The organism is Pseudomonas sp. S07E 245, from assembly GCF_019599025.1.
GTDB lineage: Bacteria > Pseudomonadota > Gammaproteobacteria > Pseudomonadales > Pseudomonadaceae > Aquipseudomonas > Aquipseudomonas shirazensis.
This window is the reverse complement of sequence record NZ_CP080625.1, coordinates 2,902,089-2,916,365: the sequence shown is the minus strand read 5'-3', so window position 1 is coordinate 2,916,365 and position 14,277 is coordinate 2,902,089. Positions and strand designations below refer to the sequence as shown.

Sequence of the window (14,277 nt, the reverse complement as noted above, 5' to 3'; positions counted from 1 at the left end):
AAGCTCGCGGCTTTACCCTGATTGCCCTTATGGCGCATGAACAAGGAACTAGCATGAAACAACATCGTTTGGCGGCTGCGGTTGCCCTGGTAAGTTTGGTTCTGGCGGGCTGCGACGCTCAGACCAGCGACGTCGAGCTGAAAACCCCGGCACAGAAAGCCTCCTACGGTATCGGCCTGAACATGGGCAAGAGCCTGGCTCAGGAAGGCATGGAAGACCTTGATTCGAAAGCAGTCGCCATGGGTATCGATGACGCTGTCAGCAAGAAAGAGCAGCGCATCAAGGATGACGAACTGGTCGAGGCCTTCACCGCGCTGCAAAAGCGTGCCGAAGAGCGCCTGACCAAAGCCAGCGAAGAAGCCGCATCGGCTGGCAAGAAGTTCCTCGAAGAAAACGCCAAGAAGCAGGGCGTCGTGACCACCGCTTCCGGCCTGCAGTACGAAGTCGTGAAGAAAGCCGATGGCCCACAGCCAAAAGCCTCTGACGTTGTGACCGTTCACTACGAAGGCAAGCTGATCGATGGCAAGGTGTTCGACAGCTCGGTCGAGCGCGGCAGCCCGATCGATCTGCCGGTCAGCGGTGTGATCCCAGGTTGGGTCGAAGGCCTGCAATTGATGCACGTCGGTGAGAAGTACAAGCTGTACATCCCGGCTGAGCTGGCTTACGGCGCACAGAGCCCGAGCCCGCTGATCCCGGCCAACTCGGTACTGGTGTTCGACCTGGAACTGCTGGCGATCAAAGATCCGAGCAAGCTCGAAGGCGCCGAGCCGCCAGCCGAAGCTCCGGCTCAGTAAGCCTTAGCGTGTCTACAACGCCCCGTCTTGACGGGGCGTTGTCGTTTTTGCGGGCACCCAGACGAACCTCGGCCGGCATTGCTTGTCCGAGATTGGGTGGCCGGTACATGTCTGCCCAATGACGCAAAACGTTTGCGCAGCTGTCACGATTGGGTAAAAAACGCCCGATCTAAGCGCGACCCTTGCCCTGTCGGCACGGGGCGGCGGAAACTGTGCCCTGTTCACAAGGTTATCCACAATAAATGTGGATAACCTCATCGCCCGGAGGCCCCATGAGTGCACCCTGGAATTTCAGCCGATTTCTGCCCCTCGCCGAGCGCCTGCTCAGCCGTGGCCGGTTGCCGGCGCTGTTGTTTGCGGTCGCGCGCAAAGGTCCCAAGCTTGGCCAACTGCGTGAAGACCTGCGCTTGATGCAGAGCCTGTGCCTGGCCTGGTGGCGCGGCGAGTACCGCGCCATCAGCCCGAAGGCGCTGGTGACCATCGTGGCCGGCCTGCTGTACTTCGTCAGCCCGCTGGATGCGATCCCCGACTGGCTGCTGGGCGTCGGCTTTCTCGATGACATCGCCGTGCTCGGCTGGGTATTGAAGACCGTGGCTGACGAATTGGGCCGTTTCAAGGCCTGGCGCGACGCTCAGACGCCAGAGCGTTTGCGCGTGGTAGAGCGCCTGCCAGACACCCCCGAGGCCCTGCGCCTGGAGCGCGGTACGCCTTGAATTCAGCCTGATCCGCGCAGACCCTCGCGCTTGGTCATATAATTGGCATAAAGGTTATGCCTAAGGGCTACATGCAGTAGCCCTACGTGAGGGGTTTGCAATGGAAATTCAGGTCATCAGCCGGGACGATAAGCCCGAATACGCCGTCATTCCCTGGGAGCAGTATCAGGCCCTGCTGGTCGCTGCCGGCCAGGCGCCTGCGTCCAGCCCTGCCAAGGCAGAGCAGACGCTAGCAGAGCCTGCTGCGGCGCCTGCCAGCCTGCCGGCAATCAGCGAGCTGGCCCGCCTGCGGGAAGCCAAGGGCCTGGCGCCTGAAGCGCTGGCGCGCAGCGTCGGCATCAGTCCGGCCTACCTGGCCATGATCGAAGCGGGCGAGCGTGAAGCGGGTGCGCCGATCCTGCGCAGCCTGGCCTGGCACCTAGGTATTGCTGGCTGGAGCGAGCCATCATGAGCGGCGTCAGGATCAGTCGCCAGCATTGGGATGGGCTGCTCGGCGAGCTGGACATGGCCCGCCGCCAGCGCCACCTGCTGACCTACCGTGCCCTGCTCGAGCGTCTGCAGCTGCCAACCCCGGCCATGCAGACGCTGACCGCGGCGCTGGAGCATCTGGCCGCTATCGACGCACGCGCCGAACAGCCGCTGCGCAGCTCGCTGGTGATTAGCCAGGGCGCTAGCCGCCTGCCGCGTACCGGCTTTTTCGAATGTGCCGAGCGCCTGGGCAGGTTTACCGGGCCGGTCGATGGCATGGAAGCAGCCTCCTGGCACGCCTCGGAAGTGGCCAGGGTATTCGAGCACTGCTATCCCGAGTCCGGAACGACGCGCTCTGCGTAGGAGCGGCCTTGTGTCGCGAAAGGCGCGCGTAGCGTGCCCGGGATTTGTGTAGCACCACAGAATGCCAGGGCCGCTGCCGCGACCCTTTCGCGACACAAGGCCGCTCCTACAGGGATCGCGACCGGTACGCAGACGGTCAAAGGGGGTGGACACCTAGGCGTCCACCCCCTTTTTTTGCGACTGGCATCAGCCGGCGATCACTTCTTGGCTACCGACGAGCTCAGGCTCAGGTAATCAAGCAGGATACGCCCGGTTTCGGCCAGGTAGGCGTCGTCTTCCGGTTTGGTGTTTTCATCTTCCACCGGTAGCGCGTCTTCGTCTTCTTTCTTCAGTTCCTTGAGCGGCTCTTCACCCTTGGCCTTGCGGCGGATGTTTTCCAGGGCCAGTTGCTTGCCCTCGATCTCATCGTGGCGGGCGCGACGGGTCTGCTCGTTGAGGCTGACGCTCTTCTCGCTCATCAGCTTCTGGCTCAGGGCCAGGCGGTCACGGATGTAGGTGAACTCGGCATCCTTGGCGCTACGGGCGTCGTGGCGGGCCTTCAGCTCGGTGAGGAACGGCTTGAACGGGTCCACGGCAGGCTTGATCGCCGGCTTGATGGTGTCCCATGGCATGGCCTCGGGCAGGGCGCTCTCGCCGATTTCCTTGGTGTCGATGATCGACGGGTAGTCGATATCCGGCAGCACGCCCTGATGCTGGGTGCTCTGCCCGGAAACCCGGTAGAACTTGGCCAGGGTCAGTTTCAGCTCACCATGGTTGAGCGGCTGGATGGTCTGCACGGTGCCTTTGCCGAAGGTCTGGCCACCGATGATCAAGGCGCGATGGTAGTCCTGCATGGCGCCGGCGAAAATCTCCGAAGCCGAGGCCGAGAGACGGTTGACCAGTAGCGTCAGCGGGCCTTTGTAGAAGGCGCCGCGGTTTTCATCTTCAAGCACATCGACGCGGCCGTCGCTGTTGCGTACCAGCACGGTCGGGCCTTTGTCGATGAACAGGCTGGTCAGCTCGGTGGCTTCCTGCAACGAGCCGCCGCCGTTGTTGCGCAGGTCGATGACCACGCCGTCGACTTTCTCGTTCTGCAGTTCGGTGAGCAGTTTCTTGACGTCGCGCGTGGTGCTCTTGTACTCAGGATCGCCGGCACGGTAGGCCTTGAAATCGAGGTAGAAGGCCGGGATCTCGATGATCCCCAGCTTGTAGTCACGGCCATCCTGCTTGAGCTTGAGCACCGACTTTTTTGCCGCCTGCTCTTCAAGCTTGACTGCTTCGCGGGTGATCGAAACGATTTTGCTGGTCTGGTCGCTCGGCGCATTGCTGGCCGGGATGACTTCAAGACGCACCACCGAACCTTTCGGGCCGCGGATCAGCTTGACCACTTCGTCCAGACGCCAGCCGACCACGTCGACCATTTCCTTGTTGCCCTGGGCCACACCGATGATCTTGTCGGCCGGGGCGACCTGTTTGGTCTTGGCGGCAGGGCCGGCCGGTACCAAACGGACGATCTTGACCTGATCGTTGTCATTCTGCAGCACCGCACCGATGCCTTCGAGCGACAGGCTCATGTTGATGTCGAAGTTTTCGGCGTTGTCCGGCGACAGGTAATTGGTGTGCGGGTCGTAGGACTGGGCGAAGGTGTTGATGTAGGCCTGGAAGATGTCTTCGGCACGGGTCTGGTCAAGCCGCGCAAGTTGGTTCTTGTAGCGCTTGATCAGGGTTTCCTGGATCTGCTTGAAGTCCTTGCCGGCGATCTTCTGGCGCAGCACTTCATCCTTTACCCGTTTGCGCCAGAGGTCGTCCAGCTCGGCGTCGTTTTTCAGCCATGGCGCGTCTTTGCGATCGACCAGCAGCGACTCGTCAACGGTGAAGTCGATCTTGTCGACGCCCTTGTTGAGTTCGGCCAGGGCAAAGTCCAGGCGGGCTTTGACGCGGTTCAGGTAACGCTTGTAGATGGTGAAGCCCGGATCGAGATTGCCGCTCTTGAGGAAATCGTCGAACTGGGTCTTCCACTTGTCGAACTCGGCGATGTCCGAGGCCGTGAAGTAGCTGCGCGATGGATCGAGCAGCTTGATGTAGCTGTCGTAGATGATCACCGAACGGGCGTCATCCAGTGGCGGCTTGCTGTAGTGGTGGCGCTTGAGCAGCTCGACCACATTGAGACTGGCAACCACCTCATCCCGGTCTGGCTGCAGGCTTTCCCACTTGTTGGCGGCGGCCGCATTGCCGCCAAGCGTCAGGCTGCCAACGCCAATGAGCAGGGCGAGGGCGGTGCTGGGCAGAAAATGCTTCATGCTGATTCGACGTAAAGGCAATTGATCACGCATAGTAGGCCGTCTATTCCGTTCGCCGGTTCCATGGAGCCGGGCAAATACTGCAAAAAGCCCGGGACAAGGCGATCCCGGGCTCAGTCATGACTCAACTATGGAGGCACTGTGAAGGCATTGCAAGGCGTTGACGGACATGTGGAGTGGGTCGAGGCCGAGCGCCCGACCTGTGATGCCGGCCAGGTACGCATTCGCGTAGCCGCGGCAGGCCTGAATCGGGCGGATATGCTCCAGATCGCGGGCAATTACCCACCGCCGCCGGGCGCCAGCCCGTACCTGGGGCTGGAATGTTCCGGGATCATCAGTGAAGTCGGCCCCGGCACCGACTGGCGCGTCGGCGAGCGCGTCTGTGCGCTGCTGGCGGGCGGTGGCATGGCCGAGGAAGTGGTGGTCGATGCTCGCCACGTGCTGCCGGTGCCCGAGGGCCTGAGCCTGCACGAAGCGGCGGCGATCCCCGAGGTGTATGCCACGGCCTGGCTGAATATCTTCCAGCTCGGCGGGCTCAAGCCTGGGGAAAAACTGCTGGTGCATGCCGGCGCCAGTGGCGTCGGCTCGGCGGCGATTCAACTGTGCAAGGCGCTGGGTAATGCGGTCTGGGTCAGCGTCGGCTCGCCAGAGCGGCTGGCCTACTGCGAGGCGCTGGGCGCTGCCGGTGGGGTGGTGCGCAATGCCAACCTCGATGACCTCAAGCAACTGGGCCCGTTCGACGTGATCCTTGACCCGGTTGGCGCCAGCTACGGCCCGCTCAATGTCGAGCTGCTGGCCCGCGACGGGCGCTGGGTGATGATCGGCTTGATGGGCGGGCGCAAGGTCGAACTGGACCTGGCGCAGATTCTCGGCAAGCGCCTGCAGCTGACCGGCTCGACCTTGCGCAATCGCGATGATGACTTCAAGGCCGAACTGCTCAAGGAGCTCGGCCAGCAGGTCTGGCCGTTGTTCACCGATGGCCGGCTCAAGGCGCAACTGGTGGACACCTATCCGGTCGCGTTCGCCGAGGCCGCCTACGCCGAGCTTGCGACCAATCAGGTCTCCGGCAAGCTGGTGCTGGTGATCGACCAGACGCTGGCCTGAGTCAGCCATGCCGGGGCTCAGGCCCCGGCTGTTTCACTTCCAGGCGAGGATCGGCCAGCCATGCTGCTCGGCATGGGCGCGCAGGACCGGGTCAGGGTTGACTGCCCTGGGATGATCGACCTTGAGCAGCAGCGGCAGGTCATTGCGCGAGTCCGAATAGAAACTCGCGCCCTCGAGGTTTTCCTGTTCCTGATCCAGCCACTCCAGCAGCCGGGTGATCTTGCCCTCGCGGTAGGTCAGCACGCCATGAGTGTTGCCGGTGTACACGCCATTGACCGCTTCCAGTTCGATCGCCAGGTACTCGTCTACACCCAAGCGGGCTGCAATCGGCCCGACCAGGTGGGTGCCAGAAGCCGAGATGATCAGCACCCGATCACCTTGCTTGCGGTGCTCGGCAATGCAGCGGCAGGCGTCGCCGTAGATGATCGGCTCGATCACATCTTCCACCCATGGCTCGACCAGGTGCGCCAACTCCTCCAGTGTGCGCCCGGCAACCGGCTCGAGGCTGAAGGCCATGTAGTCTTCCATGGCCATCTCACCCTTGCTGTACGCTTCCATCAGCTCGCGGTCACGGCGTAGAAACGACTCGCCATCGACCCAGCCCAGCCGCACCATGTGCTCACTCCACAGCGACGCGCAGTCGCCATGGATCAAGGTTTCATCGAGATCGAAAATTGCCAAAGCCATCGGTACTTCTCCTGAGCTACTTCTATGCCACTTCGCGTAGCGCCGTTGGGTCGATAGCCAAGGATACCCGTTGACCGTCCGCATGCAGATCCTCTGACGAGCGATTGAGCACGTCAACCACCAGTTCGACACCGCGCACCTCGACCCGATAGCGGATGACGTTGCCGAGCAGGCTATGGCTGCGCACCTGGCCGTCCAATTCACCGGTGAGGCTCAGGCTGATCGACTCGGGGCGGATCGCCAGGCGGCTGCTGACCGGGCGTTGCAACAGGCGGCTGGCGCTATCGGCATCGAGCAGGTTGTAGTTGCCGATAAAGCCTGCGGCAAACAGGTCCACCGGCGCGGTGTAGAGGGTTTCGGCGTCGCCACTCTGGACGATCCGGCCCTGGTTCATCAGGAAGATGCGGTCGGACATGGTCAGCGCCTCTTCCTGGTCGTGGGTGACGAAGATCGTGGTCAGCCCCAGCTCGCGCTGAATTGCCCGAATCTGCTCGCGCAGGTGCTTGCGAATACGTGCATCCAGTGCCGACAGTGGCTCATCCAGCAACAACAGGCGCGGCCTGGTCACCAGCGATCGGGCCAGCGCCACCCGCTGGCACTGGCCGCCCGACAACTGATGCGGATAGCGCCCGGCAAAGCTGCCCAGCTCGACCAGCTCGAGCACTTCGCGCACCCGCGTGCGGCTTTCTTCAGCAGGGGTTTTCTGCATGCGCAAACCGAAGGCGACGTTTTGCTCGACGGTCATGTTGGGGAACAGTGCATAGCTCTGAAAGACCATGCCGATGCCGCGTTTTTGCGGGCTCAGCGGCACCAGGTCGTGGCCGTCGAGGAGGATCCGGCCGCTGTCGACCGGGGTCAGCCCGGCAATGCAGCGCAGCAAGGTCGACTTGCCGCAACCGGACGGGCCGAGCAGGGTGACGAATTCGCCGCGCTGGATCTGGCAGTCGATATCGTCGAACACCGGGCTGCCGGCGTAACTCTTTTGCAGTTTCTCTACGCTGACGAAGCTCATCTCAGGGTTTGTCCTTGTTCAAGCGATTGGCCACCCAGGTCAACACCAGGACGAAGGCGAAATAGGAAATCACCAGCGCGCTGTTGAAGTGGCCGCTGCTGTTGCGCATGTTGTTCAGGTACACCTGCAGCGTTTCGTAGCGGGTGCCGACCAGCAGGTTGGCGAACACGAATTCGCCGAACAAAAACGAGAACGACAGCAACAGCGCCACCATCAGGCCCTTGCGCAGGTTTGGCAGCACCACCAGAAACGCCGCCTGCCAGGTGCTGGCACCGAGCAGTTGGGCAGCGTCCATCAGGTCGCGCAGGTTGATCGCCTGCAGGTTGTTGGTGATGGCCCGGTACATGAACGGCAGCGCTACGGTGAAGTAGCAGCCGATCAGAATCCACGGCGTGCCGACCATCGCCATCGGCCCGCTGCCATACAGCTGCAGCAAGCCCACCGACGACACCACCGGCGGTACCGCAAACGGCAGCAGGATGAGGATGTTCATCAGCGCATCCAGCCGCGGGAAGTGGTAATGCACCACAAACAGCAATGGCAGGATCAGCACCACCGACAACAGCAGCGCGCCGACACACACCAGTAGCGACTGGCCGAAGGCGGCCAGAAAGCGCGGCTCGCTCCACAGCGCCGCGTACCATTTGAAAGTCAGGCCGCTAGGCAACAGGCTCGCCGACCAGCTGGTCGACAGCGAGTAGAGCAGGGTGCCGGCCAGCGGCAGCAGCAGGATCAGAAACAGCAGGTAGACCACGGCGCGGTGGTACCAGCCGCCAGGGCGGGATTCAGCGCGCATGGTAGCTCCTCTTCAACAGCCATTGATGAACCACCGTGACCAGCGTCATCAGCCCCACCAGCACCATCGCCAGGGCGCTGGCCAGGTTCGGGTCGAGGCTGATGTCGCCCGCCACCAGCGCCGCGATGCGGATCGGCAGCACGTTGAAATTGCCCGTAGTCAGTGCATAGACCGTGGCGTAGGCACCGAGGGCATTGGCCAGCAGAATCACGAAGGTGCCGAGCAGCGCCGGGGTCAGCACCGGCAGGCCGATGTGCCGCCAGAATTGCCAGTGGCTGGCGCCGAGCAGCGCCGCAGATTCGCGCCAGTCTTCACGCAGGGCGTCGAACGCCGGGTACAGCAGCAACACGCCGAGCGGGATCTGGAAGTAGGTGTACACCAGGATCAAGCCGGTCTTGGAATAGATGCTGAAGTCTTCGAGCAGGCCGATCTGCTTCAGCAGCAAGGTCAGTGCGCCGTTGAAGCCGAGCAGAATGATGAAAGCGAAGGCCAGCGGCACTCCGGCGAAGTTGCTGGTCATGTTGGCGAAGGCACTGACGAAGTCGCGCAGCTTCGAGTCGACCTGGCGCAGCGAATAGGCGCCAAGGGTGGCAATGATGATGCCGAACAGGCTCGACCAGAAGCTGATCTCCAGGCTGCGCTGCAGCGCCTGCAGATAAAACTTGGAGGCGAACACCTTGCTGAAGTTGTCCAGGCTCCAGCCGCCCTCGGCCTGCACGCTGTGAATCGCCACCCAGCCCAGCGGCGCGATCTGGAACACCAGAAAGAACAGCGCGAACGGCAGCAGGCAGAGCATGGCCAGGTAGCGCCCGCGGGTGCCGGCCATCACGACAGCAGCTCGCGGCAAACGCTTTTGTCATGGGCGGCGCCGAGCAGCTCGCAGATCGTTCCGCACAGCTCGGTCTGCAGCGGCTTGGCATTCTGGTCGAGGCTGAAGGCGCTGCCGAAGACGAACAGCGGCACCTCGCGCTCCTCGGCCAGCAGGCCATTGTGCGAGCGGTCGTTGTTCATGCCATGGTCGGCGGTCACCAGCACCTGGTAACCCTCTTCGAGCCAGCGCGGCAGGTAGTCGGCCAAGAGGATGTCGGCACCGCGCGCGGCATTGCGGTACTGGCTGCTGTCGAGGCCATGACGATGGCCGGCATCGTCGATGTTCATCGGGTGCACCAGCAGGAAATTCGGGGCGTGGCGGCGGCGCAGGTACTCGGCGTCGGCCAGCAGGTGCGAGTCGGGGTAGTGATCGGCGTAGTAGAACAGCCCGTGCTGGATCGGCAGCTTTGGCGCATGGGTATGGCGATCGCGCAGCGGGTCGAACGGCGAGCGATTGTACAGCTCGCTCATCCAGTGATAGGCCGCAGCCGCAGTGCCCAGGCCTGCCTCGCGGGCGTAGTGAAACACGCTGCGCTGGTTGGACAGGCGGTTGACGTTGTTGTGGACGATGCCGCTTTCCAGCGGTGGTACGCCGGTGAGAATACACTCGTAAAGCGGCCGCGACAGCGACGGCAGCTCGCACTGGACCCGGTACAGCGCAGCGCGGTCAGCCTCGACGTAAGCGTGCAGGTGGCCCATCGCATGGTGGGCGACCTCGTGGTTGAGGCCGTCGAGCAGGACCAGAATGACGTTGTGTTGCATGGAGGCTCCACGGCAGGTGGATCACACGGTGGGGTTGCCCTCTGCCCCGCTATTACGGTGCAGAGAGCTGTTCAGAGCATTACCCAAGCAAGCGTCATTCCATCTCGATGATGACCTGCTCCTGCCATTTTTGCGGCAGCGCCTTGGAGGTGGTCTCCCAGGCTGTGGCGTCCTTGATTGGCTGGGCCGGCGAGTACTGCTCATTGGGCAGCAGCTTGGCCTGTACATCAGCCGGCAGCTTCAGGTGCTCGGCACGGATCGGCCGCGCGTGGCCATTGGCCAGGTTGATCTGGCCGGCGTCGCTGAAGATGTATTCGCGAGCCAGCTTGGCCGCGTTGGGGTTTTTGGCGTACTTGTTGATGATGGTGGTGTAGCCCGAGGTAATCGAGCCGTCAGCCGGAATCAACACCTCGAAGCGCTCAGGGTCGATCTGCTGGCGGTAGCTCAGGCCATTGAAGTCCCAGACCACGCCGACTTCCACTTCGCCTTTCTCCAGGGTCTGGATGGTCGGGTTGGCCAGCGACAGGCGTTTCTGCTGAGCCAGTTTGGTGAACAGCTGCAGGCCTGGCTCGATGTTGCGTTCATCACCCTTGTAGGCGATGGCCGCAGCGAGCACGCCGTTGGCCGCTTGGGCTGCGGTGCCGACGTCACCGATGGCGACCTTGTACTTGCCCTTCTCGAGGTCGTGCCAGGTTTTCGGCCGCTCGCCTTCCTTGACCAGTTGCTTGTTGATGATGAAAGCAATGGTGCCGGTGTAGGCCAGCGCCCAGTGGCCGTCCTGGTCCTTGGCCCAGGTCGGTACCTGGTCCCAGGTGCTTGGCTTGTACGGCTGGCTCACGCCCTTGGCCACGGCGATCGGGCCAAAGGCGGCACCGACGTCACCGATGTCGGCGCTGGCGTTGTCCTTTTCCGACTCGAACTTGGCGATTTCCTGCGCCGAGCTCATGTCGGTGTCCATGTGCTTGAGGCCGTACTTGCTGGCCAGGTCATCCCAGGTGGCTTTCCAGTTGGCCCACGCATCGGGCATGCCCACGCTATTCACCGCGCCTTCCTTGCGGGCTGCATCTTCCAGTGTCTTGAGGTCGTCGGCGGCCATTGCCGAGGTGCACAGGGCGATGGCCGAACCGAGCAATGACGCCATGAAAAACTGTTTCATCCGAAGCTCCTTGGGTGGGAATGCCTTGCAGGCGATATGAGGATGCAAACCGTGCGCGTGACGTAAGTGGTCTAGGTCAGCAAACCTTGCGCCAAGGTAGGCCGCCAGCGTGACAGTTTGATGTAGGTCAGCGCCTTGGCCGGCCTACCGGGATGCCTGAAAATACAGCGTAGACCAGATCCCAGGCCCTGATTCGCCTGGCCTGATGCATTTTCAATGTCACCCTTGAGGGGCTTCTGTAACCGGATGTTCATGGCCTGTGCCTAGGCTTGCACTATTCTCCAGTTGCCCTGTTGTGGGGCTGGACTAGTCCAGATAGGTAACCTTTGATGCAAGCGACGCCAGCGCGCGCGGTAACAGTCATCTGTCATGCCCTGCAGGAGCAGATCGAACACGGCCTGCTGGCGCCGGGCGGCAAACTGCCGGCCGAGCGCAAGCTCAGTGAAGTCTTCGCCACCACGCGCATCACCCTGCGCGAGGCACTGCTGCAGCTGGAGGCACAGGGCTTGATCTATCGCGAAGAGCGCCGTGGCTGGTTCGTTGCGCCGCAGCGGTTAAGCTATGACCTGATTGCCCGTAGCCACTTCCACGCGATGGTTCGCGAGCAGGGGCGGGTGCCGGCCACCGAGCTGTTGTCGGCGCGCCTGCAGCCGGCCTCGGCGGCGATCTGCGCGCGCTTGCGCCTGCCGGGGTTGTCCAGCGTGGTGCAGATCTGCCGGGTCCGGCGGATTGACGGGCGCGCGGTGCTGTATGCCGAGCACTACCTGGCGCCAGCGTACTTCCCGCAGATTCTCGAGCAGGACCTCAGTCAGTCGCTGACCGAGATCTACGCTCGCGAGTATCAGATTGAATATGGCCGGGTCTGCTTCGAGATCCTGCCCACCGCGTTGCCTCTGGCCGCCGCCAGTGCGCTGAAGATCTCAGCGGGCAGTCCGGGCCTGCAGGTGACCCGGGTCAACTGCGATCAGCAGGGTCATCTGATCGACTGTGACCTGGAGTATTGGCGCCATGATGCCGTGCGGATCAGGGCCGAGGCGGGCTAGCCTGAACAGTCAACGGGTCGGCGGCGCTGTTGGTGCATCCTGGGCAACCGCTTCGCTCAGCCCGCCGCCACCGGCGGTGACCACCTGCACCGACAGCCGCGGCATCGCCAGGTCGAGGCCGGCTGCGTCAAGTTGGCGTTTGAGCGCCAGGTTGAACGCCCGCGATACTTCCCACTGCTTGATCGGCGCAGTCTTGAAGCGCGCCCGCAGGATCGCCTGGCCGGCCTCGAAGCTTTCCACCCCTTGCAACTCCAGTGGCGACCAGATGTTGCGGCGCATCAGCGGGTCGCTGCGCAGGGTCTGGCCGACCTCACGGATCAGGGTGATGGCCTTGTCGATGCTCATGCCGTGAGGCACGGCCACGCGGAAGATGGCGTAGCCGAACTCACGCGAGTAGTTCTTGATGCTCTTGATTTCGCTGAATGGGATGGTATGTACGATGCCATCGATATCGCGCAGGCGCACGGTGCGGATGGTCAGGCCCTCGACGGTGCCCAGGTGGCCGCCGACTTCGACATAATCGTCGATGGCCAGTGAGTCTTCGATGATGATGAACAGCCCGGTGATCAGGTCGGCGACCAGCGACTGCGCACCAAAGCCGATGGCCAGGCCGATGACACCGGCACCGGCCAGCAGCGGCGTGACGTTCATGCCCATGTTGGCCAGGGCGACAATCACCGCAATGATGAAGATAGCCACGAACATGACGTTGCGGATCAGCGGCATCATGGTCTGCGCGCGGGCGTTGGCCAGGCCACGGCGCGAGCGCACCAGCGCATGATGCACCGCCGTGTCGGCGAGGATCCACACCAGCCAGGCGGCGATCAGGGTACCGGCCAGGCCGAGCAGACGCAGGCTGACGTCATGCCCTTCGCCCTCGGCAAAGCCGATCATCGACAGGCCCCAGACGCGCAGGCCAAGCTCGATGAACACCAGCCAGATCAGCACATGCAGCAGGGCGTAGCCAAAGTTGCGCAAGCGCTCGGCATACACCGCCTGACGGCGATTGATCCGCTTCGGGTTGGCCGCGTGGCGGCGCACCAGGCCATTGACCACCATGCACACCACCACCAGCACGGTACACATCAGCGACTGGCGCAGGGCTGTGCTGGTATCGCCAGCGGAAACGAAGGTGGCCACCAGCGAGATCGCCACCAGAATCATCGCTGGAATGAACCAGAAGCTGCCGAGAATCTCGATGGTGTCACTCAGGGTGCGCCGGTTCAGCCGACGCGACAGTGGCTGGTTGCGAATCAGGTGGGCAATCGGGCGGCGGAAGCGCAGCACGAACAATCCGGTGCACAGCGCCGCCAGCACGTTGGCCAGGGTCGCCAGAGCGTGGGCCAGATGGGTGCCCAGCGCTGCGGTCAGGCGCGGGTCGTTCATCGCTTCGCCAAACGCCGCGAAACTGCCGATCAGCCACAGTGGGCGAAACGCCTGATGCCGCAGAATATGCAGGGCGCGGTGGCGGTGCGGGCCATCGAGCAGGGAGAAGGCAATCACGCAGATCGCCGAGAAGCAGGTGCCCACTACCAACGCGTAAGCCAGCACCATCGCCATCGATTTGCCCAGCGAGGGGGGCAGGGCGAAGCTCAGGTAGACGGTGATGATCAGTGCCACCAGCCACGGCCCCAGTTTGCGCAAGGCAAACAACACCAGGTCACCGGTGCGCGGGTGTTGCGGCAGCTCAGCCTTGAGACCGAAGCGCAGGCGCACGCGCTGACCGATCCAGTTGAACAGCATGGCCAGCAAGCTCCACACCGCAATCACAGCCGCGAAGCCGAACAGAATCGCCGGCCACTGCTGCACCGGCACGATCAGCGCGCTGAGCTCATCCTGAGCCTGATTGATTTCCAGCGACCAGCGCCGAAACGGGCTTTCATCGCCGCTGAACTGCTTTTCAATGTCATGCAGGGCGCCGCTGATGAGCCCGAGCACGCCTTGTTCCGGGTTGGCCTGGGTCTGTTTGCTGGCATCACGGAGTTTTTTCAGGTCGGCCAGCAGCTTGCTGCGTTGCTGGTCGTTTTCGAGGTTCTTGATCACCTCGTCCAGCGACTTGGCCAGCGGCTCGCTGGCTTGCGGTTGTGCCGGCGCGCTCGAGCCGAGCAGGCCGGGAATGCCGGCGGCATAGCTCGGCGTGATGAACAGCAACAGCAGCAGGGTCAGGCAACGCAGGAAGACAGGCACCGGAAAAACTACCTCAGGACAATCGATCGACCGAGTGTAGAGG

The 14,277-nt window shown here is 62.9% G+C and carries 14 protein-coding genes; 6 read left to right on the top strand and 8 right to left on the bottom strand.

The window, feature by feature from the left end; translation table 11 throughout:
- Positions 1–53 precede the first annotated feature (53 nt).
- From K3F44_RS13445 to K3F44_RS13430, 4 genes are all read left to right on the top strand, one after another.
- The gene (locus tag K3F44_RS13445) at positions 54–794 is read left to right on the top strand and encodes an FKBP-type peptidyl-prolyl cis-trans isomerase (protein ID WP_101321704.1); all 741 of its coding nucleotides are present in this window, start codon (positions 54–56) and stop codon (positions 792–794) included.
- Between the two features lie 272 nt (positions 795–1,066).
- Positions 1,067–1,507, top strand: a complete 441-nt coding sequence (locus tag K3F44_RS13440) for a YkvA family protein (protein ID WP_101321703.1) — start codon at positions 1,067–1,069, stop codon at positions 1,505–1,507.
- A gap of 100 nt (positions 1,508–1,607) precedes the next feature.
- Positions 1,608–1,958: a helix-turn-helix transcriptional regulator gene (locus tag K3F44_RS13435; RefSeq protein WP_103438248.1), complete on the top strand. Its 351-nt coding sequence runs from the start codon at positions 1,608–1,610 to the stop codon at positions 1,956–1,958.
- Positions 1,955–2,338 carry a hypothetical protein gene (locus tag K3F44_RS13430; RefSeq protein WP_101321701.1) on the top strand — a complete coding sequence of 128 codons (384 nt, stop codon included), beginning with the start codon at positions 1,955–1,957 and terminating at the stop codon, positions 2,336–2,338. Before K3F44_RS13435 ends, K3F44_RS13430 begins: the two co-directional genes overlap by 4 nt.
- 197 nt (positions 2,339–2,535) lie before the next feature.
- Here the strand turns inward: K3F44_RS13430 and K3F44_RS13425 are convergent, their stop codons facing one another.
- Complete coding sequence (locus K3F44_RS13425; protein WP_178080788.1) at positions 2,536–4,617, bottom strand: carboxy terminal-processing peptidase; 2,082 nt, start codon at positions 4,615–4,617, stop codon at positions 2,536–2,538.
- Positions 4,618–4,758: 141 nt separating this feature from the next.
- On the opposite strand from K3F44_RS13425, the gene K3F44_RS13420 reads away from it, so the two are divergent.
- A complete protein-coding gene (locus K3F44_RS13420; RefSeq protein WP_101321699.1) occupies positions 4,759–5,721 on the top strand; it encodes an NAD(P)H-quinone oxidoreductase in 963 nt (320 codons plus the stop codon).
- Positions 5,722–5,754: 33 nt separating this feature from the next.
- Here the strand turns inward: K3F44_RS13420 and K3F44_RS13415 are convergent, their stop codons facing one another.
- The 6 genes from K3F44_RS13415 to K3F44_RS13390 form a co-directional block, all read right to left on the bottom strand.
- A complete protein-coding gene (locus K3F44_RS13415; protein WP_101321698.1) occupies positions 5,755–6,408 on the bottom strand; it encodes an HAD family phosphatase in 654 nt (217 codons plus the stop codon).
- A gap of 22 nt (positions 6,409–6,430) precedes the next feature.
- On the bottom strand, positions 6,431–7,420 hold the full coding sequence (locus tag K3F44_RS13410; protein WP_150572545.1) for an ABC transporter ATP-binding protein: 990 nt from the start codon (positions 7,418–7,420) through the stop codon (positions 6,431–6,433).
- Between the two features lies 1 nt (position 7,421).
- Complete coding sequence (locus K3F44_RS13405; protein ID WP_150570918.1) at positions 7,422–8,216, bottom strand: ABC transporter permease; 795 nt, start codon at positions 8,214–8,216, stop codon at positions 7,422–7,424.
- The gene (locus K3F44_RS13400; protein WP_188035385.1) at positions 8,206–9,042 is read right to left on the bottom strand and encodes an ABC transporter permease subunit; all 837 of its coding nucleotides are present in this window, start codon (positions 9,040–9,042) and stop codon (positions 8,206–8,208) included. The genes K3F44_RS13405 and K3F44_RS13400 overlap by 11 nt, the downstream gene beginning before the upstream one ends.
- A complete protein-coding gene (locus K3F44_RS13395; protein ID WP_101321694.1) occupies positions 9,042–9,848 on the bottom strand; it encodes an alkaline phosphatase family protein in 807 nt (268 codons plus the stop codon). Before K3F44_RS13395 ends, K3F44_RS13400 begins: the two co-directional genes overlap by 1 nt.
- A 94-nt stretch (positions 9,849–9,942) precedes the next feature.
- The gene (locus K3F44_RS13390) at positions 9,943–11,004 is read right to left on the bottom strand and encodes an ABC transporter substrate-binding protein (protein WP_220632411.1); all 1,062 of its coding nucleotides are present in this window, start codon (positions 11,002–11,004) and stop codon (positions 9,943–9,945) included.
- 329 nt (positions 11,005–11,333) lie between these two features.
- On the opposite strand from K3F44_RS13390, the gene K3F44_RS13385 reads away from it, so the two are divergent.
- Positions 11,334–12,047, top strand: a complete 714-nt coding sequence (locus tag K3F44_RS13385) for a UTRA domain-containing protein (protein WP_220632410.1) — start codon at positions 11,334–11,336, stop codon at positions 12,045–12,047.
- Between the two features lie 9 nt (positions 12,048–12,056).
- Here K3F44_RS13385 and K3F44_RS13380 read toward each other — a convergent pair whose 3' ends face one another.
- Complete coding sequence (locus tag K3F44_RS13380) at positions 12,057–14,234, bottom strand: mechanosensitive ion channel family protein (protein ID WP_220632409.1); 2,178 nt, start codon at positions 14,232–14,234, stop codon at positions 12,057–12,059.
- Positions 14,235–14,277 lie beyond the last annotated feature (43 nt).